Origin of the sequence: Halomonas organivorans, from assembly GCF_014192055.1 — a bacterium.
Taxonomy (GTDB): Bacteria; Pseudomonadota; Gammaproteobacteria; order Pseudomonadales; family Halomonadaceae; genus Halomonas; species Halomonas organivorans.
Genome location: NZ_JACHXM010000005.1, coordinates 1 through 19,586, shown reverse-complemented (window position 1 = coordinate 19,586; position 19,586 = coordinate 1). Strand labels below are relative to the sequence as shown.

17 protein-coding genes are annotated in these 19,586 nt (G+C 67.2%); 1 reads left to right on the top strand and 16 read right to left on the bottom strand.

The genetic code is table 11. The annotated features are described in order from the left end of the window. Positions 1–82 precede the first annotated feature (82 nt). Positions 83–1,876: a putative bifunctional diguanylate cyclase/phosphodiesterase gene (locus FHR96_RS07040; RefSeq protein WP_183386963.1), complete on the bottom strand. Its 1,794-nt coding sequence runs from the start codon at positions 1,874–1,876 to the stop codon at positions 83–85. Between the two features lie 279 nt (positions 1,877–2,155). On the opposite strand from FHR96_RS07040, the gene FHR96_RS07035 reads away from it, so the two are divergent. After that, a complete protein-coding gene (locus FHR96_RS07035) occupies positions 2,156–2,947 on the top strand; it encodes a 2OG-Fe dioxygenase family protein (RefSeq protein ID WP_183386962.1) in 792 nt (263 codons plus the stop codon). 65 nt (positions 2,948–3,012) lie between these two features. On the opposite strand, the gene FHR96_RS07030 is transcribed toward FHR96_RS07035, so the two are convergent. From FHR96_RS07030 to leuB, 15 genes are all read right to left on the bottom strand, one after another. Next, entirely contained in the window at positions 3,013–3,597 is a 585-nt protein-coding gene (locus FHR96_RS07030; RefSeq protein WP_183386961.1) for a YceI family protein, read from the bottom strand. Positions 3,598–3,616: 19 nt separating this feature from the next. Next, positions 3,617–4,186, bottom strand: coding sequence for a cytochrome b (locus tag FHR96_RS07025; protein WP_183386960.1), 570 nt, complete (start codon positions 4,184–4,186; stop codon positions 3,617–3,619). Between the two features lie 215 nt (positions 4,187–4,401). Beyond that, positions 4,402–5,601 carry an O-succinylhomoserine sulfhydrylase gene (locus FHR96_RS07020; protein ID WP_183386959.1) on the bottom strand — a complete coding sequence of 400 codons (1,200 nt, stop codon included), beginning with the start codon at positions 5,599–5,601 and terminating at the stop codon, positions 4,402–4,404. A gap of 12 nt (positions 5,602–5,613) precedes the next feature. After that, positions 5,614–7,134, bottom strand: coding sequence for an amidophosphoribosyltransferase (gene purF, locus FHR96_RS07015; RefSeq protein WP_183386958.1), 1,521 nt, complete (start codon positions 7,132–7,134; stop codon positions 5,614–5,616). Between the two features lie 57 nt (positions 7,135–7,191). After that, the gene (locus FHR96_RS07010; protein WP_183386957.1) at positions 7,192–7,755 is read right to left on the bottom strand and encodes a CvpA family protein; all 564 of its coding nucleotides are present in this window, start codon (positions 7,753–7,755) and stop codon (positions 7,192–7,194) included. 4 nt (positions 7,756–7,759) lie between these two features. Then, positions 7,760–8,437 carry an SPOR domain-containing protein gene (locus tag FHR96_RS07005; RefSeq protein ID WP_183386956.1) on the bottom strand — a complete coding sequence of 226 codons (678 nt, stop codon included), beginning with the start codon at positions 8,435–8,437 and terminating at the stop codon, positions 7,760–7,762. Further along, complete coding sequence (gene folC, locus FHR96_RS07000) at positions 8,434–9,750, bottom strand: bifunctional tetrahydrofolate synthase/dihydrofolate synthase (protein ID WP_183386955.1); 1,317 nt, start codon at positions 9,748–9,750, stop codon at positions 8,434–8,436. The genes FHR96_RS07005 and folC overlap by 4 nt, the downstream gene beginning before the upstream one ends. A gap of 6 nt (positions 9,751–9,756) precedes the next feature. Further along, entirely contained in the window at positions 9,757–10,773 is a 1,017-nt protein-coding gene (accD, locus tag FHR96_RS06995; RefSeq protein WP_183386954.1) for an acetyl-CoA carboxylase, carboxyltransferase subunit beta, read from the bottom strand. Between the two features lie 73 nt (positions 10,774–10,846). Beyond that, positions 10,847–11,650: a tryptophan synthase subunit alpha gene (trpA, locus tag FHR96_RS06990; RefSeq protein ID WP_183386953.1), complete on the bottom strand. Its 804-nt coding sequence runs from the start codon at positions 11,648–11,650 to the stop codon at positions 10,847–10,849. Positions 11,651–11,659: 9 nt separating this feature from the next. After that, positions 11,660–12,874 carry a tryptophan synthase subunit beta gene (gene trpB, locus FHR96_RS06985; RefSeq protein WP_183386952.1) on the bottom strand — a complete coding sequence of 405 codons (1,215 nt, stop codon included), beginning with the start codon at positions 12,872–12,874 and terminating at the stop codon, positions 11,660–11,662. A 51-nt stretch (positions 12,875–12,925) separates the two neighbouring features. Continuing rightward, on the bottom strand, positions 12,926–13,567 hold the full coding sequence (locus FHR96_RS06980; protein WP_183386951.1) for a phosphoribosylanthranilate isomerase: 642 nt from the start codon (positions 13,565–13,567) through the stop codon (positions 12,926–12,928). Then, positions 13,560–14,489, bottom strand: a complete 930-nt coding sequence (gene truA / locus FHR96_RS06975; RefSeq protein ID WP_183386950.1) for a tRNA pseudouridine(38-40) synthase TruA — start codon at positions 14,487–14,489, stop codon at positions 13,560–13,562. The genes FHR96_RS06980 and truA overlap by 8 nt, the downstream gene beginning before the upstream one ends. A 7-nt stretch (positions 14,490–14,496) precedes the next feature. Beyond that, a complete protein-coding gene (locus tag FHR96_RS06970) occupies positions 14,497–16,893 on the bottom strand; it encodes a type IV pilus assembly protein FimV (RefSeq protein ID WP_183386949.1) in 2,397 nt (798 codons plus the stop codon). A gap of 241 nt (positions 16,894–17,134) precedes the next feature. Beyond that, positions 17,135–18,247 (bottom strand): aspartate-semialdehyde dehydrogenase, encoded by a 1,113-nt coding sequence (gene asd / locus FHR96_RS06965; protein ID WP_183386948.1) that lies wholly within the window; start codon positions 18,245–18,247, stop codon positions 17,135–17,137. Positions 18,248–18,390: 143 nt separating this feature from the next. Further along, positions 18,391–19,470 carry a 3-isopropylmalate dehydrogenase gene (gene leuB / locus FHR96_RS06960; RefSeq protein ID WP_183386947.1) on the bottom strand — a complete coding sequence of 360 codons (1,080 nt, stop codon included), beginning with the start codon at positions 19,468–19,470 and terminating at the stop codon, positions 18,391–18,393. Positions 19,471–19,586 lie beyond the last annotated feature (116 nt).

The window sequence follows — 19,586 nt, the reverse complement described above, 5'->3', positions numbered from 1 at the left end:
GAAGAAGTAGCGTCGGTTCGCAACACGAGGCTCCGCGGTGGTCATCGAGGGCGCTCCATTCTACGCGAAGTCGGGCTCCGACTCAGTGGGGAGTGGCAGATGGCGCCACCAGCAACGGAAACACCTCGGCGGCCGGCAGCGGCGGATAGAAATAGAACCCCTGCACCAGATCGCAGCGCATCTCGCGCAATAGCGCGAGCTGTTCGCCGGTCTCCACCCCTTCTGCGACCACCTCCAGGCCCAGCCGGTGACCGATGAAGATCGCCGCTTCCATGATGGCGCGATCCTCCGGCTGCTGGGGCGCATCGCGAACGAAGGTGCGATCGACCTTCAACGCGGTAACCGGAAAATGCTTGAGGTAGCTCAGCGACGAGTAGCCGGTGCCGAAGTCATCGATGGCGATGCGCACACCACGATGATAGAGGCGACGAAGCTTGGCCAGAATCCGGTCATCCGCCTCGATCAGCACGTTCTCGGTCAGCTCGATGCCGACATCCTGCGGACGAAGCCCATGACGCATCACACAGGCCTCGAAGCGCTCCAGGCCATCCGCCGCCAGTACCTGTCGCCCGGAGAGGTTGAGGTCGATGCGCAGATCCACGATACCCGCGGCACGCCAGGCGGCCTGCTGGCGGCAGGCCTCCTCCATCGCCCACTCGCCCAGGCGCTCGATCAGCCCCGTCCGCTCGGCCAAGGGGATGAACTCGGCCGGCGACACCGACTCGCCGTCGGCGGGATACCAGCGCAGCAAGGCCTCGAGATTCTCGATTCGCCCGTTCACAGTGGACACCTGAGGCTGATAGTGCAGGCTGAGCTCCCGGTTGGCGATGGCACGCTCCAAGCCCTCGGCCAGGCGGTGCTGACGTACCAGCTCGTCGTGGAAGTGCTGCTTGAAATACTGCAGCCCTCCCCGACCATCCAGCTTGGCTCGATTCTTGGCCACGTCGGCGTTGCGGATCAACTCACGAGCCGACATGCCGTGCGCCGGAAAGAGGCTGATGCCCAGGCTCGCCGTCACGATACGTTCGCCGCCATCCAGGACGAAGGGCTGGTGGAAGAGCGCCCGAATCCGTTCGGCCAGAACACGAGCTTCCTGCTCGTGCCCGATCTCGGGACAGGCCATCACGAACTCGTCACCGGACACCCGCGACATCAGATCTCGGCTACGCTGCTGGCGGCGCAGCCGGCGGGTCAGCTCGATCAGAAGCTGATCGCCCTGGGCATAGCCCAGTGCATCGTTGATCTCGACGAAATGATCGATATCCAGATAGAGCACGGCCAGCCCCTGGCCCTGTCGCCGGCAGTGCTCCAGCAGCTCGTCGAGATCGGCCTCGAAGGCCTGACGATTGGGAAGATGGGTCAGGCGATCGAAGTGAGTGGCGAACGCCAGGTCACGGTGGGCCCGCTTCTGGTCCGATAGATCGACGTCGACGCAGAACATCAGCGGCGACGCGGTATGCTCGCCGAGCATCACATGGTGGGAGAACACCGGCACGGCCTCGCCGCTGCGGTGGCGCAGCTCGAGCTCGTCGGCGGGAATCTCCTTGCCTTCCGTGATCCAGGCCCGATGGGCATCGATGACCGGCTGGCGCATAGGCTCCGGGATGATCAGGTCCTCCAGCAGTTGCCCCATCGCCTCCTCGGCCGGATAGCCATACAGACGAACGCTGGCCTCGTTCCAGTAGATCACCCGCCGGTCGCGATCGTAGCCCTGGACCGCTACCCGAGGCAGGCTCTCCAGCAGGGCGCGAAAGCGCTGCTCGCTTTCATGGTGACGGCGCTGGACGAGCGCGAGGTCCGCCGACGCCGGCAGAGCACGGCGAAAGGCCGACTTTTCCCTCCACCTGGTCCACAGCCGCACGACACGGCGAAGCATGGATTTCCTCGACCACCAGTGATGGAAGTCCGTCATGTCAATCTCTCTTCACCCTAGGGACAAGGTCTGGCGCATACCGCTCTCCCTGCGGTGCTTCTTTCATCTTGACACACGCTATACCAATCAACTCGCAAGCCGACCCGACACCCTCGTTCACTCGGGCATCGCCCCGGTGTCTTTGACATTTTGAAACATTTCTCCTCACTTGCTCACTGTTGACGGTCATTTCCGTCAACGCACGGGCCAAGACGCCCGATGAGCCAATCAGGAGAACGTCCCATGAAACTCGATACGCTTAAATATGGTTTTGATCATACCACCATGCCAGTGGACCCTCTCGCCAGCTACTGGACGCCAGAGGTCCAGGCAGATCTGGACAGGCAGGACTGGGCCCTGAGCGAGGTTCGCTCTCGGCTCGACCTGGCGGCCTGGCAAGGTTTCACCGCCGACTTGCCCCGGGATCCCTACGTCAATCGACGCTGGAAGCGAATGTCCTGGCTGGCCCTCGACGATGCCGGCAGCGTTCAGGAACTGGGGCACTGCCCCATGGCCCAGGGAGGCGCCTTCAACGACGCCGAGAGCATGGCCGACCGGCTGCGCTACTACGATTCCCTGACGCCGACCTTCCTGGAACGTGCCGACGTCAAGGCCTTCGTGCGCGCCTGGGCCAGGCTCTGGGATATCCAGCCCGATGAACCCATCCTGATGCAGATCACCGGACAGCGGGGCGAGGGGCACGTCGATCCGCTACAGGGCCAGGGCATCCACGCCGATGGTTGCCAGGCACTGAGCATCCTGGTGCTCGAGCGACGCAACGTGCTGGGCGGCGACAGCCGCCTCTATGCGGACAAGATGGGGGCCCGCGAGCTCAGCGTCGCCACCCTGGCGCCGGGCGATATCCTTCACCTGCGTGACGACAGGGTCTTCCACAGCGTCGACCCGCTCTCCCAGCTGGATCCCGGTCAGCCGTTCGAGCGCTTCATCATCATCATCAACAGCCGCTTCGTGGATGACTTCCAGAACCGCATCCTGAGGCGTCATTTCCCCCAAGCGGTGCTCTATCGGGGATAAGGAGGCATAACGCAACGCCCCCGGCCTATGGCCGGGGGCGTTCGTCTCGCGGCGACCAATGGCGTTTACTGGCGGATGCCCTCGAAGGTCACATAGAGCTCGAGCTCGTGCATGGCCTCGGGGAAGCTCGACATGTCGATGCCGTAATCGGCAAGCGTCAGGGTGGCCGAGCCTTCGAAGCCAGCACGATAGTTACCCCAGGGATCGTCGCCCTCGCCCAGCAGGGTCACCGGCATCTCGATGGTGTTGGTCTGGCCGTGCAGGGTCAGCTCACCGGTCAGCACGCCCTCGCCATCGCCGGTCGGTTCGAAGCCGGTAGAGGTGAAAGTGGCGGTCGGGTATTCGGCGACGTCCAGGAAATCGTCGCTCTTGATGTGCTTGTCGCGCTCGGCGTGATTGGTGGTCAGGCTCTCGACGTCCACCTCCAGACTGGCCGAGGAAGCCGCCGGGCTTTCCGGATCGTAGCTGAACTCGCCATCGAACTCCTCGAGACTGCCCAGGATGTAGGAAAAGCCCAGGTGGCTGATCTTGAACTGGACGAAGGCGTGTTGACCCTCGGTATCAATGACGTAATCGGCGGCCTGGGCCTGGGCGAGCGGCACCAGGGACGCAGCGGCCAGGGCGGCACCAAGAGCGGTCTTCTTGAACATCGCGAACTCCTTGCGTGGTTCAGGGTCCGCCGTGACGGCGAACCTGGGTGAAACGGGGGGTCAACATGCGCTTCAGGGTATCGTGGCGATCCACCCAATGGTGCTTGAAGGCGATCAGCCCATGCCCGGCGGCCAACCCCATCAATCCCAGGGCGGCATACCAGTGAATCGTTCCGGCCAGGCTGGCCTGGTCGGGAAGCCCGGTCACCAGCGCCGGCACGTCGACAACGCCAAATACGCTGATACCGGCCCCTTCGGCAGTGGAGATCAGATAGCCGCTGACCAGCACCAGCAGCATCAGAACGTAGAGACCGGTGTGCCCGAGATGGGCGGCGAATCGCTCGAGGCGGGAGCCGGGCAACCCCGGCGTCGGCTGCACCCATCGCCAGATCAGGCGCCCAACGGTCACGAGCAGCACCAGCATCCCTACCGAACGGTGCCACCAGGGAGCCAGGTGATACCAACCGTGGTAATAGTCGAGGCCGGTCATCCACCAGCCAAGCACGAAGAGACCGACGAAGCCCAACGCACTCAGCCAGTGCAGCAGGATGCTGGCCAGTCCCCAGCCGGAGGTCGAGTTACGCCACATGGACAGTCCCTGAATGTCTTGAATCGAGACGCCAGGCTACCCGAACGGCGGACGCGAAACCGCTGAAAAAATATGCAAGTTTCGTTCGTAAATTCCGCATGCCGCCGGCGAAGACGGCATGCGAACACGGCGGTGACCAGGGCGGCGGTCGTTTGGAGAGCGTCGATCACCCGCACCATGCCGCCCAGGCAGGAGGACGGCGAAGGCTCCGCTGGTCAGCGGGCCGCCAGGGCATCGAGCCCGCGGGCGAGATCGGCCTGGATGTCGGCGATGTCCTCGAGGCCCACTGCCAGGCGGATCAGTCCCTCACGAATGCCGGCGGCAGCCTTCTGCTCGTCGGACAGGCGCCCGTGAGTGGTGGTGCCGGGGTGGGTGATGGTGGTCTTGACGTCCCCCAGGTTGCCGGTGATCGACAGCAGACGGGTGGCATCGATGACCGACCAGGCGCCCTCGCGGCCGTCCTTCACTTCGACGCCAAGCACGGCGCCGAAGCCCCGCTGCTGTCGAGCGGCGAGCGCATGCTGGGGATGGCTGGCCAGGCCGCTGTAGTGGACCCGCTCCACGGCCGGATGCCCTTCGAGCCATTCGGCGAGTCGCTGGGCATTGGCGCAGTGTGCCTGCATCCGCAGCCCCAGGGTCTCGAGCCCCTTGGTGAAGATCCAGGCGTTGAACGGGCTCATGCAGGGCCCGCAGGTGCGCACCACCCCGAACAGCTCTTCCAGCAGCTTGTCGGGGCCGACCACGGCCCCGCCGATGGCCCGCCCCTGCCCGTCCAGATACTTGGTGGCGGAATGGATCACCAGGTCGGCCCCCAGTTCGAGGGGCTTCTGCAATGCCGGGGTCAGGAAGCAGTTGTCGATCGCCAGCCAGGCCCCGTGGCGATGGGCGAGTTCGGCCAGTGCCGGGATATCGCCCACCTCGGACAGGGGGTTGGACGGCGTCTCGGCGAACAGCAGCCTGGTCGCCGGGGTCACCGCCGCTTCCCAGGCTGCCAGGTCGGAGAGCTCGACGTAGCGAGTGGTAATGCCGAACTTGCCCAGGTACTTGTCGAACAGGCTCACCGTGGAGCCGAACAGCGAACGTGAGGCGACGATCTCGTCACCGGCCTGCAGCAGCGCCAGCGCGGTGGAGAGAATCGCCGACATCCCGGAACTGGTGGCCACGCAGCGCTCGCCGCCCTCCATGGCCGCCAGGCGGCGCTCGAAGGTCTGCACCGTGGGGTTGGTGAAGCGCGAATAGACGTTGCCCGCCTCTTGGCCGCCGAACTTGCGCGCCGCCTCCGCTGCGCTGCCGTAGACGAAGCTCGAGGTCGGGAAGATCGGCTCGCCGTGCTCCTGCTCGGCGGTGCGCTGGTGCCCGGTGCGAATGGCCAGGGTATCGAGCCCCCAGCCCTCCGGATTGGAATCGTGGTGCATGGCGCCTCCCCGTCAGTCGATGTCGTCTTCCTGATTGTGCATGCCCACCAGGGCGTGGTCGCCGGCGCTCTGCTGGGACTTGGCGGCGTCGTTGCGGCTCGCCTCCAGCGCGGCCAGGTAACCCTCGTCGATATCGCCGGTGATGTAGCGACCGTCGAACACCGAGCAGTCGAAGGCATCCAGGGCCGGATTGACCTCGCGACACGCCGCCTTCAGGTCCTCGAGATCCTGGTAGATCATGCGATCGGCGCCGATCAACTCGCCCACCTCGGCTTCGCTGCGGCCGTGGGCGATGAGTTCGGTGGCGGCCGGCATGTCGATGCCGTAGACGTTGGGATAGCGCACGGGCGGCGCCGCCGAGGCGAAATAGACGTTCTTGGCCCCGGCTTCGCGAGCCATCTGGATGATCTGCCGGCAGGTGGTGCCACGCACGATGGAGTCGTCCACCAGCAGCACGTTCTTGCCCTTGAACTCGATGTCGATGGCGTTGAGCTTCTGACGCACCGATTTCTTGCGCTGGGTCTGCCCCGGCATGATGAAGGTCCGCCCGATGTAGCGATTCTTCATGAACCCCTCGCGGAAGGTCACGCCCAGATGCTGGGCCAGCTCCAGCGCCGAGGTCCGCGAGGTATCGGGAATCGGGATCACCACGTCGATATCGTGGTCCGGCCACTCCTGCTGGATACGATCGGCGAGCTTGCGCCCCATGGCCATGCGCGTGCCATAGACATAGGCACCATCAAGCAAGGTGTCCGGGCGCGCCAGGTAGACGTGCTCGAAGATGCAGGGCGCCAGCCGCGGCGCATCGGCGCACTGCTGGGTATGGATCTCGCCGTTCATGTCGACGAAGATCGCCTCGCCCGGCGCCAGGTCGCGGTGGAGCTCGAAGCCGCCCACGTCCAGGGCCACCGACTCGGAGGCGATCATCACCTCCTGGCCCTCGCCTTCATCGCGGGTACCGAACACCACGGGGCGGATGCCGTTGGGATCGCGGAAGGCCACCATGCCGACGCCGTTGATGATCGCCACCGCGGCGTAGCCGCCCTTGCAGCGGCGATGCACGCGGCGCACCGCATCGAAGATATCGCCCGGGGCCAGGTGGGGCCCCTGCTTGCCCAGCTCATGGGCGAAGACGTTGAGCAGCACCTCGGAATCGGAGCTGGTGTTGATATGGCGCAGGTCGGAAGAGAACAGCTCCTGCTTGAGCTGGTCGGAGTTGGTCAGGTTGCCGTTGTGCGCCAGGGTGATGCCATAGGGGGAATTGACGTAGAACGGCTGGGACTCCGCCTCGCTGGAGGATCCGGCAGTGGGATAGCGCACGTGTCCGATGCCCAGGTTGCCCTTGAGCCGCGCCATGTGGCGCGTATGGAAGACGTCACGCACCAGGCCGTTGCTCTTGCGCAGCAGGAAGCGGCCTTCGTTCCAGGTCATCATGCCGGCGGCATCCTGGCCACGGTGCTGTAGCACCGTCAGGGCATCATAGATCCCCTGGTTCACCGCCTGCTTGGCCATCAGGCCCACGATACCGCACATTACACCTTACCTCGCTTGCCTTGGTTGGGCGGCACGGGGCCGCCGCATATCATCATGTCAGGGGGTGACGATCTCGTCATCCGCCGCGTCTTCCGTCGGCTCGGATGTCGGGACGCCGAGGGCGCCGGGCGACATCGGCAGTTGCCCTTCCCAGTCCGCCAGGCGCCCGATCGCCCAGTCTTTCAACTCCACGAAGCTCGGTCGCAGGGCCGCCTGCTGCCAGGCCTGGAGACGCTCGAGCGGGGTCAGGCCGATCAGCAGCGTCGCCACCACCAGGATGGCGGCGCCCTTGGCGAGGCCGAAGGCCGCACCGGCAACCCGGTTGAACAGCCCCATGCCGACCCATTCGACCGCCGCCTGGATCAGGCGAATGATCACGCCGCAGGCCAGGATGACCCCCAGCACGACCGCCACGAAGGCCAACACCAGCCGACCGTCGGGGCTGTCGATCAGACCGTCGAGCCGCATGGCCAGGGGGGCGGCCAGCCAGCGGGCCGCCAGCAGCGCCACGACCCACGACGCCAGCCCGAGGGCCTCGCGAACCAGGCCTCGCATCAACCCGGCGATGCCGGTGACGGCAAGCACCGCGACGAACAGCCAGTCCAGCCAGGTCAGGGTCATGGCCTCACTCCGTCTCCACCAGCAGGCCCTGGAGATTGAGGCCGGCCTTGAGCTCGGCCATCGCCTCCTCGGCGACTTCGCTGCTGGCATAGGGACCGACGTAAACGCTGGTCAGATTATTGTTGCGAGGGCGACGGTAGGCCGGAAACCCCTGCTCCTTGAGCCGGGCTTCGAGACGCTCGGCATTGCCGGGCTCGCCGAAGCTGCCGACCTGCACCGCCCACTCGCCGCCGGACACCGCTTCCTGGGTACGCTCCGCCGTTGACGCCATGCGCTCGTCGGCGGCGCGGGCCAGATCGGCGATGGGGTCGGTCGACCTCTCCGGCTCGGACGCAGGCTCCGTCGACGGCGCCGCGGTCACGGCGTCGTCTTCAGCCGGCGCCGACTCGGTCACGGCATCGCCGGTCGCGGTCGCTTCCTCCTCGTCGACTCTCCCGGCCGTCTCGGACACCGTGGCGTCATTCGGCGAATCGGAGACCCGAGCGCTGTCCGACAGGCCGTCGGGGGGCTGCGGCGCCGCTGGTTCGCGATGCGCCACCTCGACCGGCTGCTCGATGGTCAGGCTCGGCTCGGGGCGATTGTCCCGCGGCGCGGGATCGTCGAACAGCAGCGGCACGAAGATGACCGCCAGGGCGATCAGGATCAGCACACCGCTGACCCGCTCTCGCATTCCATATTTCATGTCGTTCCCTCGCTACCGGCATCCGTTGAAGTCTGCGCCGCCCGAGCCCAGGCCGCCAGCACGCCGGCCACGGTAAAGAAGGAACCGCACACCAGCACGCGATCATCGGGATCCAGGTGATCGGCCAGCCAGGCCGCGCCTTCTCCCGGAGAATCCGCCAGATGCAGCACCCGCGCCTCGAGCGCTCCGAGGCGTTCGGCCAAGGCCTCGGCACTGCGGGCACGGTCGCCGTCGAGGCTCACCGGCAGCCAGGCGTCGACCGCCGGCGCCAGGGCGTGGATGACGCCATCGGCGTCCTTGTCGGCAAGCATGCCCAGCAGGGCGATGGTACGTCCACGGCACGGTCGCTCGGCCAGGCGGCCAGCCAGGTACTCGGCGGCATGGGGGTTATGCCCCACGTCCAGGCACCACTGGCCTCGCCACTGCATGCGTCCGGGCAGCTCGACTCGGGACAGCGCCCGGCGACAGGCCGCGGCGTCGAGCTCCCAGCCCGCCAGGGCAAACGCCTGCAGCGCGGTGGCGGCATTGTCCAGCGGCAGCTCGGGGTCCGGCAATGCTGCGACGCGCAGGGGGCTGCCCTGCGCGTCCAGGCCTCGCCAGGACCAACCGGACGCCTCGGACGTGCGATGGTAAGTGTCACCGAGGGCATGTCGGGGGGCACCGAGGGCCTCGGCGGTGGCGGCGACGCTGGCCGGCAAGCGGGGACTGCCGAGCACCGCCGGCCGACCGGGCCGCATGATGCCCGCCTTCTCCCGGCCGATCCCTTCGAGATCATCCCCCAGGAAGGCGGCATGATCACGGGCGATGGTGGTCACCACCGCCACGTCGGCATCGAGCACGTTGACGGCATCTAGGCGCCCCCCCAGGCCCACCTCGAGGATGGCAAGCTCGGGACGACGAGCGCGAATGGCGTGCAGCGCGCCCAGGGTACCGGCCTCGAAATAGGTCAGGCTGATCGGCTCACCGTCGCATCGGGCGGCCTCCACGGCCTCGAAACCGTCGATCAACTCGGCATCCGTCGCCTCACGACCGTCCAGGCGCAGCCGCTCGTTGTAGCGCAGCAAGTGGGGCGAGGTGTAGGTGGCGGTGGTGGCACCGTGCTCCCGAGCCAATGCCTCGAGCATGGTCACGGTGGACCCCTTGCCGTTGGTGCCGGCCACGGTGATCAGCCGACCGGCGATGGGCCCTTCCAGGAGCCCCATGCGGCGAGCGACCTCGGCCACACGCTCGAGGCCGAGGTCGATATCCACCGGATGGGCCGCTTCCAGTCGCGCCAGCCAGGCCTCTAGAGAGGAGGAAGGAGCGTCGCGCATGGCGCCTCAGCGCTCGGTGCTGGGGCGCGGAGACTCGTCAGCCGACTCGGCGACGGTCTCCCGGGCGGGCTCGGGCGAGGCCGGCTCGTCCGCCGCACCGGCCTGCTCCGCGGCATCGACGAGATCGGGCTCATGAGCCTCTTGCTCGTCCTCGGCCAGGCCGCTGATCGGCTGATGCGTCAGCTTGCGCAGCACCCCACCGAGCCGGCCGCGGATCTCGTGACGGTGCACGATCATGTCCACGGTGCCGTGCTCGAGCAGGAACTCGCTGCGCTGGAAGCCTTCGGGCAGCTGCTCGCGCACCGTCTGCTCGATGACCCGCGGTCCGGCGAAGCCGATCAGGGCATTGGGCTCGGCGACATTGAGATCACCGAGCATGGCAAGCGATGCGGAGACGCCGCCGAACACCGGATCGGTGAGCACCGAGATGTAGGGCACGCCGGCCTGCTTGAGCTTCTCGAGGGCGGCAGAGGTCTTGGCCATCTGCATCAGCGAGAACAGCGCCTCCTGCATGCGCGCCCCGCCGGACGCCCCGAAGCAGACCAGCGGCACGCCCTCTTCGAGGGCCAGGCTGGCGGCACGCACGAACTTCTCGCCGACCACCGCGCCCATGGATCCCCCCATGAAGGTGAATTCGAAGGCCACCGCGACGACCGGCAGACCGTCCAGCTGACCGCGCATGGCCACCAGCGCGTCCTTCTCGCCGGTGGACTTCTGGGCCGCGGTCAGACGGTCCTTGTATTTCTTCGAGTCGCGGAACTTGAGGCGGTCGACGGGCTCGAGGTCAGCCGAGATCTCTTCACGGCCTTCCGGATCGAGGAACCAGTCGAGGCGCTTGCGCGCGGTGAGACGCAGGTGGTGGTCGCACTTGGGACAGACGTTGTGGTGCTTCTCGAGTTCCGGAAGGTAGAGCACCCCGTCACACTTGGGACACTTGCGCCACAGGCCGTCGGGGACGCTCGCGCGGCGGTCCTTGCGCTGAATGCGGCCCACCGAGGGCACGATCTTGTCTAGCCAGCTCATGTCAGAAACGCTTCCATTGTTGCGGACGCCCCCGGGACGTCGGGGGCGGAGTCGATTCGGTCGGCTCGGGCCGTCAGGCATCCAGTGCCTGGCGCATCTCACCCAGCACCGCTTCCAGGGTAGCGGGGATCGCCTCGGGTCGCTCGGCGTTCTCGGCGATGCGCGACACCAGCGCGCTACCGACGATCACGCCATCGGCTACCCGGCCGATCTCGGCGGCCGAGGCACCGTCGCGGATGCCGAAGCCAACGCATAGCGGCAAGTCGGTCATCTCGCGCAGCGGCACCAGATGCTCGGCGACATCCTCGGCATTGGCGCTGGCACCGCCCGTGACGCCCTTGAGCGAAACGTAATAGAGATAGCCCTCGCCATGGGCGCATATTGTAGCGGCCCGAGACCGGGAAGTGGTAGGGGCGACCAGGAAGATCGAGGCCAGGCCGCGCTCCTTGAGCACCGGGCCCATCAGGTCGGCCTCCTCCGGTGGCATGTCGACGAGCAGCACGCCATCGATGCCGGCCTCGCGGGCCTGGTCGGCAAAGGCCTCGAACCCCAGGCGCTCCACGGGGTTGAGATAGCCCATCAGCACCACCGGGGTCTCGCTGTCTTCACGCCGGAACTCGCGCACCATGTCGAACAGGTGGGTCAGGCGCACGCCGTGCCGGAGTGCCCGCTCGCAGGCTTTCTGGATCACCGGACCATCGGCCATGGGATCGGAGAACGGTACGCCCAGCTCGATGACGTCGGCCCCGGCACGCACCAGGGCGTGCATGAAGCCAACGGTATGCTCCGGCGCCGGATCGCCGGCGGTGATGTAGGGAATCAGCGCACGGCGTCCCTCGGCCTTGAGCGCGGCGAAACGTTGGTCGATACGATTCATCACTGTCCCCTAGAGTTCGATGCCATCGATCTTGGCGACTGTCAGGATGTCCTTGTCGCCACGCCCCGAGAGGTTGACCACGATGTGCTGGTCGGGACGCATCTGCGGCGCCAGCACCTTGGCGTGGGCCAAGGCGTGAGCCGACTCCAGCGCCGGCATGATGCCCTCGACGTGGGTCAGCTCGCGGAAGGCCTCGAGCACGGCATCGTCGTTGGCCGCCACGTAATTGACGCGCCCCACGTCCTTCCACAGGGCATGCTCCGGCCCCACGCCCGGATAGTCGAGCCCGGCGGAGATCGAGTGGGTATCGCTGACCTGGCCACCCTCGTCGGACATCAGATAGGTCCGGTTGCCATGCAGCACGCCGCGCGGCGCGCCGGAGGCCAGCGGAGCGGCATGGCGACCGGTGGCCACACCGTCGCCGCCGGCCTCGACGCCGTACATGGCCACCTCGTCGTCTTCGACGAAGGGATAGAACAGCCCCATGGCGTTGGAACCGCCGCCCACGCAGGCGATCAGCGCATCGGGCAGGCGACCGAACTCCTCCAGCGACTGGCGACGCGCCTCGCGGCCCACCACCGAATTGAAGTCGCGCACCAGCATCGGGTAGGGATGCGGTCCGGCCACGGTGCCGATGATGTAGAAGGTATCGTCGACGTTGGTCACCCAGTCACGCAGCGCCTCGTTCATGGCGTCCTTGAGGGTGCGGGTGCCGGACTCGACGGGAATCACGTTGGCGCCCAGCAGGCGCATGCGGTAGACGTTGAGCTTCTGGCGCTCGACGTCCTCGGCCCCCATGTAGACATCGCACTTCAGGCCCAGGCGAGCGGCCACGGTGGCGGTGGCCACCCCGTGCTGGCCGGCGCCGGTCTCGGCAATCACCCGCGGCTTGCCGCTCTTCTTGGCCAGCAGCGCCTGGCCGATGGTGTTATTCACCTTGTGCGCGCCGGTGTGATTGAGGTCCTCGCGCTTGAGCCAGACCTGGGCCCCACCGAGCCGCTTCGACCATCGCTCGGCATGATAGAGCGGTGACGGCCGGCCAACGTAATGAGACAGGTCGTGATCGAATTCCGCCTGGAAGTCCGGATCGTCGCGCAGCTGCGCATAGGTCGCGTCCAGATCCTCCAGGGCGAAGCTCAGGGTCTCCGAGACGAACCGGCCGCCATAGGGGCCGAAATGGCCGCGGGCATCCGGCAGTCGGGTCAGGTCACTGAACTTGCTCACAAGGACACCTCACAGGATCGCCAGAAGGAGTGGGGGCACGGGGCAGTGAAATCAGGTATCGGCGCGACGCACCGCCTTGAGGAAGTCAGCCATCAGCTCGGCATCCTTGACCCCTGGGGCGGCCTCGATGCCGCCGGAGACATCCACCGCGAAGGGCCGCACCGATGCGATGGCCTCGGCCGCGTTGGCCGGCGTCAGGCCCCCGGCGAGAATAACAGGTTTTGCCAGACTTGCGGGGATCCGCGTCCAGTCGAAGGTCTCCCCGGTGCCGCCCGGCACGCCGGGGCGATAGGCGTCGAGCAGCAGCGCCCGAGCAGCGTGATAGTCGCGCGCCGCCTGCGGCAGATCCAGCTTGTCGCGCATGCGCAGCGCCTTGATCCAGGGCCTGCCGACCGCCTCGCAGAAAGCCGGCGTCTCCTCGCCATGGAACTGCAGCAGATCCAGGTGCTCGGCGGCGCTGGCCACCAGTTCGGGATCGGGGTCGACGAACAGCCCGACCCGGGTGACGAAAGCCGGCACCCGAGCGCTCAGCATCGCCAACCGCTCGATATCCACGGCTCGCCTGCTGCCGGACCACAGCACGAAGCCCAGGGCGTCGGCGCCGGCCGCCACGGCGGCATCGACGTCCTCGGGGCGGGTCAGGCCACAGAACTTGACCCGGGTGCGGCCAAGGGACATGCCATGTTCAAGCATTGCCGCCCTCCTCCACCGTCTCCGCCAGCGGCCTGCCACGGCGGAACTCGACCATCGGGCAATCCGGCAGCGGTCGTTCGCCGGTCCACTCGCCGAGGAAGGCCAGCAGGTTGGGGCCCAGGGGTTCCGCCGGCAGCCCCCAGCATTCGTCGTAGAGAGAGTCGACGAAATGCAGGCCGCAGGCCGGGGCGGTAACGTCAGCTTGGGTGCGATCGCGCAGCGCCAGCAGGCGGGCGATGTAGTCCTCGCCCTGCTCGCCGCGCCCCACCGCGACCAGGGCGCCGGCGATGTTGCGAATCATGTGGTGCAAGAAGGCGTTGCCCTGGACGTCGATGACCACCAGCGGGCCGTGCCGATGCACCTCGATGAAGTGCAGGTGGCGCCACGGGGTCTTCGATTGGCAGCCGGCGGCTCGAAAGGACGAGAAGTCATGCTCGCCGACCAGCGACTGGGCGGCGCGGTGCATGGCCTGGGCATCGAGCGGATCGCGACACCAGGTCACGTTGGCGCGCTCCATGACCGGGCGGCTGGGCTGGTTGAGCAGCACATAGCGATAGCGCCGCGCCAGGGCCTTGAAGCGGGCATGAAAGTCATCGGGTACCGGCGCGACCCAGCGCACCGCGATATCGCGTGGCAGGTTGGCATTGACGCCGTACACCCAGGCCTTCTCCGAACGCGGTGAGGGCGGGTCGAAGTGAATGACCTGGCGAGTCGCGTGCACGCCGGAATCGGTGCGGCCACTGCACAGAACCTTGACGGGGGCGGCCGCCACCCGGGACAGGGCCGCCTCCAGGGAGGCCTGCACCGAAGCGGCGTGCTTCAGGCGCTGCCAGCCGCAGTAGGCAGTGCCGTCGTACTCTACCGCCATGGCCAGGCGGCCACTGAGCGGTTGATGTTCGTCGAGACGATGAAAAAGAGTCATTCGTGTGTCATGGCTGATAGCGGTCGAGCAGGTCGCGGGCCTCCAGCCGGGCAACGGTATCGCCGGACGCCTCGAGCAGGCGCTCCAGCAGGACGCGTGCTTCGCGAACCTCTCCGACCTCGAGCAGGTGGCGTGCCTCGGCCAGGGTCGCCCCTGGGGCAGCCTCGTCGGCAGAGCCGACATTATCCCCATCCAGCGACGGAAACGCCACCTCCTGGATGTCCCATTCGTCGCTCGCCTCCGACGAGCCGGCGGGCGTCGGCGCGACGTCGATGCCGGAGGGCTTGGGCGCCTCGTCACGGGGTTCGTCGGGCTCGAGCGACGGCGGCCGGTAGTCGATGATGCGACTGCCCTCGTCCCTATCTCGTGACACCACCTGGGGCATCGACTCGGGCTCGGGCGCCTCGACTTGGGACCCGGCCTCGGCATCCTCGCGAGGCGACTCCGACTGTGACGCTCCCGATGACGTGCCGGACGAAGCGACCTCGCCCGGCGACGCCACGTTCTGGGCTGCCATGTTCTGCAACGCAGCGGACTCGCGGGTGGCCGGCTCGCCCCGGGGCGGGCGTTGACGGACTCGCGCATCGGCCGCACCCTCCGGGTCGCGCCCGACGGACGTCGGCGACGACGCCGCCGCCGAGCCATCGAAGTGCCGCGGCGGGCGCTCATCGGCGGCGCTGAATACGGCTCGGCCGCCAGCAAAGGGGGCGCCAGCGGTCAGATGCCCCATCAGCCGCTCGGCTTCAGCACGCGTCGCGTCGCTGCCGGAGACCTGCAGGCGTTCTGCCTGCGCCTCGGCAGCGGCACGGTCACCCTGCTCGAGCTGGACCCGCAGCAGCTTCAGGCGCAGGTCGTCACGCTCGGGCTCGCGAGCGACGCCCGCTTCCAGCAGCTCCCGGGCCTGCTCATAGCGCCCGTAGGCGATCAAGATGTCGGCCTCGCTGATGGCCTCCGTTTCAAGCATGTCAGCCTGCATCGAGCGCGCAGCGGCGCCGGGCGGCTCGGCCTCTCCAGGCGGCCTGGCTATCAGGGCGTCGTCGAAGGATGGGGCGGGCGCCCTGCCCTTCCGCCGATGTCGAATCCATCCCCATGACACCAGCAGCAGGACGATCGCTGCTGCGCCAAGGACCCACGGGCGCACGATCGGTTCCCACCAGGCACTTGTCGGTTCGGCATCAGCAGCCGGCGACACGACGCTCCGCGCTGCCGCCTCCTCCACCCCCTCCGCGCCAGCGGCGGTCAGACCCGCCACCCGCGCGCTCAGCACAGCGAGCTCATCCCGCAACTCATCGAGCTCGGCTTCCAGGGCATTCCGCTCGGCCTGGACATCGTCCAGCCTCTCGAGCCCTTCCTCCCAGCGCCGCTCCAGGCGCTGCAGACGCGCTTCCTCGCCCGCCCCTCCTCGGCCAGTGAGCGAGGCCAGCACCTCGTCATCCAGATACCGAATCCTCCCCGGGAATAGGGGCGCAGGTCCCTCGGCATCGGCATCCGACGCCTCTGGCGCTGCCTCGCTCGCCGCCCTGGCAAGGCCGACGGCCGCCTGCTCATCGGTCAACAGGGTCAGGCGTGCCCCCTGGGGCGGCTCGGCGACGGCAGTCGACGGCCCTTCATCGCCCAGGGCCACCGGCACCGGCGCCCCGTCACCGCGGCTGGCCCAGGCACGATTCATGTCCTCCATCAGCTCGGACGCTCGCGCCGGGGAGCGGGCCACGATGGCCGCGCGCCCCGGCACTGACAGGGTATGGCCGGCTCGCATCTGATTGGCGTTGCCCGACGGAAAGATCTCGGGATTGGCCTCGACCAGCGCCACCATCATCTGATCCATGCCGATAGCCGCGTCGGGCCGCAACCTCTCCGCCACTGCCCAGAGGGTATCGCCGCTGCGCACTCGCGCCGGGTTTTCCGCCTCCCGCTCGGCAACGGACAGCGTCGCCTTCTCGGTATTCTCCGGGGGCGGCACCTCGACATCTCTTGAACCGCTCGCGCCCTCGACCAGCACCGGCATGGCCGCATAGTCGGGTGGGTCGAACAGCAGGGTGACCTCGCGCAACCGGCGGCCGCCTGGCCAGTCGAGGCTCAACATCAGGTCAAGCCAGGGCTCACTCACCGGCTGTCTGGTGGTCAGCTCCAGCACCAGATGCCCGTGCTGGCGACGAACCGCCATCTGGACGCTTGCCGCCAGGTCAGTGCGTACCAGGCCGGCAGCACGATAGGCTTCGGCGCCAGCCACCGATACGCTGAGCGAATCCGGATCGAGACCGCCGGCATCGGTCAGCGGAATAGTGGCATGCAGTGGCGCATCGAGCGGCGATTCGACCTCGGCGTCGCCCAGTCCCAGAGCCAGCGTGAGCGGGCTGGCAAGGGACAGCGGAAGCAGCATGATGGATGATAGCTTGCGTTTCATGGCCATCCTGGCGATCTCCCCTCCTGTACCGTGATACCACAACGGCGCCTCAGGCCGATCCGCACAATGGCTGACCCGGCCTCTGACATGCTCGCCCCATCACCAGGTCATCACTCCATGGAACCGATCAACATGCTGTCAACGTAATCCATGTCGAGACGTCACGGCGAACGCGCCCATAAACGCAAGCGGGGCGACTCCCGAAGGAGCCGCCCCGCCAAATCGCCGGGATTGCCCGAACTTACTGCTCGCGCAGGATCTTGAGCATGCGCTTCAGCGGCTCGGCGGCCCCCCACAGCAGCTGGTCGCCGACGCTGAAGGCCGACAGGTACTCGCCGCCCATGGCCAGCTTGCGCAGGCGGCCGACGGGCACGGTCAGGGTGCCGGTGGCGGCGGCCGGGGTCAGGCCGTCGATGGTGGCATCCTTGTCGTTGGGGATCAGCTTGACCCAGTCGTTGTGGGTGGCAATGCGCTCCTCGATCTCGTCGAGCGGCACATCCTGCTTGAGCTTGATGGTGAACGCCTGGCTATGGGAGCGCATGGCGCCGATGCGCACGCAAAGGCCGTCGATCGGCACCGGGTTGTCCTGCAGACCGAGAATCTTGTTGGTCTCGACGTTGCCCTTCCACTCTTCACGGCTCTGGCCGTTGTCGAGCTTGGAGTCGATCCACGGCAGCAGGCTGCCGGCCAGCGGCGCGCCGAAGTTGTCGGTCGGGAAATCACCGCCGCGCATGGCCGCGGTGACCTTGCGATCGATGTCGAGGATGGCGCTGGCGGGATCGGCGAGTTCGTCGGCCACGCTGTCGCGCAGCGTACCCATCTGGTTGAGCAGCTCACGCATGTGCTTGGCACCGGAGCCGGAGGCCGCCTGGTAGGTCATGGAAGTCATCCACTCGACCATATCGGCCTCGAACAGGCCGCCCAGGCCCATCAGCATCAGGCTGACGGTGCAGTTGCCGCCGACGAAGGTCTTGGCACCGCGGGCCAGTTGATCATCGATGACCTTGCGGTTGACCGGGTCCAGCACGATGGTGGCGTCGTCGGCCATGCGCAGGGTGCTGGCGGCGTCGATCCAGTAGCCTTTCCAGCCGGCGCCGCGCAGGTCATCAAAGACCTTCTTGGTGTAGTCGCCGCCCTGACAGGTGACCACCACATCCAGGGCCTTGAGCGACTCGAGGTCGAAGGCGTCCTTCAGCGGAGGCACGTCCACGCCGACGTCGGGGCCGGCCTGGCCGACCTGGGAGGTGGTGAAGAAGATCGGCTCGATGCCGTTGAAGTCTCCATCTTCCACCATCCGCTGCATGAGCACGGAACCCACCATGCCACGCCATCCGACGAAACCGACTTTCAACATGTGAAGTCCTCCAGAAAGAATTGAACCCAATAGTATACAGGATGGAGACAGGGTTATCAGCGACCTGCCGGGATCGAACGGCCCCGGCAGGCGCGAACCCCGGGGTCAGGCGACTCGGAGCTCACTGGCCGCAAGGCCGTCGCCTACAGGGCCTCGAAGGCTGCCAGCACGGCGTCGCCCATCTCGCTGGTGGACACGGCCCGCTCTCCTTCGGCGGCGATGTCGGCGGTGCGCAGGCCTTCGTCGAGGACCTTGCCTACCGCCGCCTCGATGCGCTCGGCCAGCGCCGCTTCGCCCAGCGAGTAACGCAGCATCATGGCCACCGAGAGAATGGTGGCCAGCGGATTGGCGACGTTCTGGCCGGCGATGTCCGGGGCGCTGCCGTGGCAGGGCTCATACATGCCCTGGCCGGACTCGTTGAGCGAGGCCGAGGGCAGCATGCCGATGGAGCCGGTGAGCATGGCCGCGGCATCGGAGAGGATGTCGCCGAACATGTTGCCGGTGACCACCACGTCGAACTGCTTGGGCGCGCGGACCAGTTGCATGGCGGCGTTGTCGACGTACATGTGGGACAGCTCGACGTCCGGATACTCCGGCGCCAGACGCTCCATGACCTCGCGCCACAGCATGGTGACCTCGAGCACGTTGGCCTTGTCCACCGAGCACAGCTTCTTGGCGCGCTTCTGCGCCATCTCGAAGGCGACGCGACCGATGCGCTCGATCTCGGCCTCGGAGTAGACGTAGGTGTTGTAGCCGACGCGCTGGCCGTCGCGCTCCTCGATGCCGCGCGGCTGGCCGAAGTAGATGCCGCCGGTGAGCTCGCGCACGATCATGATGTCCAGACCGGACACCAGCTCGGGCTTGAGGCTTGAGGCCTCGGCCAGCTGCGGGTAGAGCAGCGCCGGACGCAGGTTACCGAACAGGCCAAGCTCCTTGCGCAGGCCCAGCAGGCCCTTCTCGGGGCGCTTGCTGATGTCCTCGAGCTTGTCCCACTTGGGACCGCCCACCGCCCCCAGCAGCACGGCGTCGGCGGCCCGAGCCTTGGCCAGGGTGCTCTCCGGCAGCGGCGAGCCCTCGAGGTCATAGGCGGTACCGCCGACCGGGGCCTCCTCGACCTCGACGTCCAGGCCGCGGGCCTGGCAGGCGGCCAGCACCCGGCTGGCCTGGGCGGTGATTTCCGGGCCGATACCGTCGCCCGGGAGAACCAGAATCTTGCGTGTCATCCATCAATCCTTATTGAAGTTCAGCTGGAAGCTGGAAGCTGGAAGCTGGAAGCTGGAAGCTGGAAGCTGGAAGCTGGAAGCTGGAAGCTGGAAGCTGGAAGCTGGAAGCTGGAAGC

Coding starts and splice junctions, on each gene's coding strand:
- FHR96_RS07035 (WP_183386962.1), top strand. CDS start 2,156: ATGAAACTCGATACGCTTAAATATGGTTTTGATCATACCACCATGCCA.
- FHR96_RS07010 (WP_183386957.1), bottom strand. CDS start 7,755: ATGACCCTGACCTGGCTGGACTGGCTGTTCGTCGCGGTGCTTGCCGTC.
- FHR96_RS07005 (WP_183386956.1), bottom strand. CDS start 8,437: ATGAAATATGGAATGCGAGAGCGGGTCAGCGGTGTGCTGATCCTGATC.
- FHR96_RS06970 (WP_183386949.1), bottom strand. CDS start 16,893: ATGAAACGCAAGCTATCATCCATCATGCTGCTTCCGCTGTCCCTTGCC.
- truA (WP_183386950.1), bottom strand. CDS start 14,489: ATGACTCTTTTTCATCGTCTCGACGAACATCAACCGCTCAGTGGCCGC.
- folC (WP_183386955.1), bottom strand. CDS start 9,750: ATGCGCGACGCTCCTTCCTCCTCTCTAGAGGCCTGGCTGGCGCGACTG.
- FHR96_RS07020 (WP_183386959.1), bottom strand. CDS start 5,601: ATGCACCACGATTCCAATCCGGAGGGCTGGGGGCTCGATACCCTGGCC.
- FHR96_RS07030 (WP_183386961.1), bottom strand. CDS start 3,597: ATGTTCAAGAAGACCGCTCTTGGTGCCGCCCTGGCCGCTGCGTCCCTG.
- purF (WP_183386958.1), bottom strand. CDS start 7,134: ATGTGCGGTATCGTGGGCCTGATGGCCAAGCAGGCGGTGAACCAGGGG.
- leuB (WP_183386947.1), bottom strand. CDS start 19,470: ATGACACGCAAGATTCTGGTTCTCCCGGGCGACGGTATCGGCCCGGAA.
- FHR96_RS07040 (WP_183386963.1), bottom strand. CDS start 1,876: ATGCTTCGCCGTGTCGTGCGGCTGTGGACCAGGTGGAGGGAAAAGTCG.
- FHR96_RS06980 (WP_183386951.1), bottom strand. CDS start 13,567: ATGCTTGAACATGGCATGTCCCTTGGCCGCACCCGGGTCAAGTTCTGT.
- FHR96_RS07025 (WP_183386960.1), bottom strand. CDS start 4,186: ATGTGGCGTAACTCGACCTCCGGCTGGGGACTGGCCAGCATCCTGCTG.
- trpA (WP_183386953.1), bottom strand. CDS start 11,650: ATGAATCGTATCGACCAACGTTTCGCCGCGCTCAAGGCCGAGGGACGC.
- accD (WP_183386954.1), bottom strand. CDS start 10,773: ATGAGCTGGCTAGACAAGATCGTGCCCTCGGTGGGCCGCATTCAGCGC.
- asd (WP_183386948.1), bottom strand. CDS start 18,247: ATGTTGAAAGTCGGTTTCGTCGGATGGCGTGGCATGGTGGGTTCCGTG.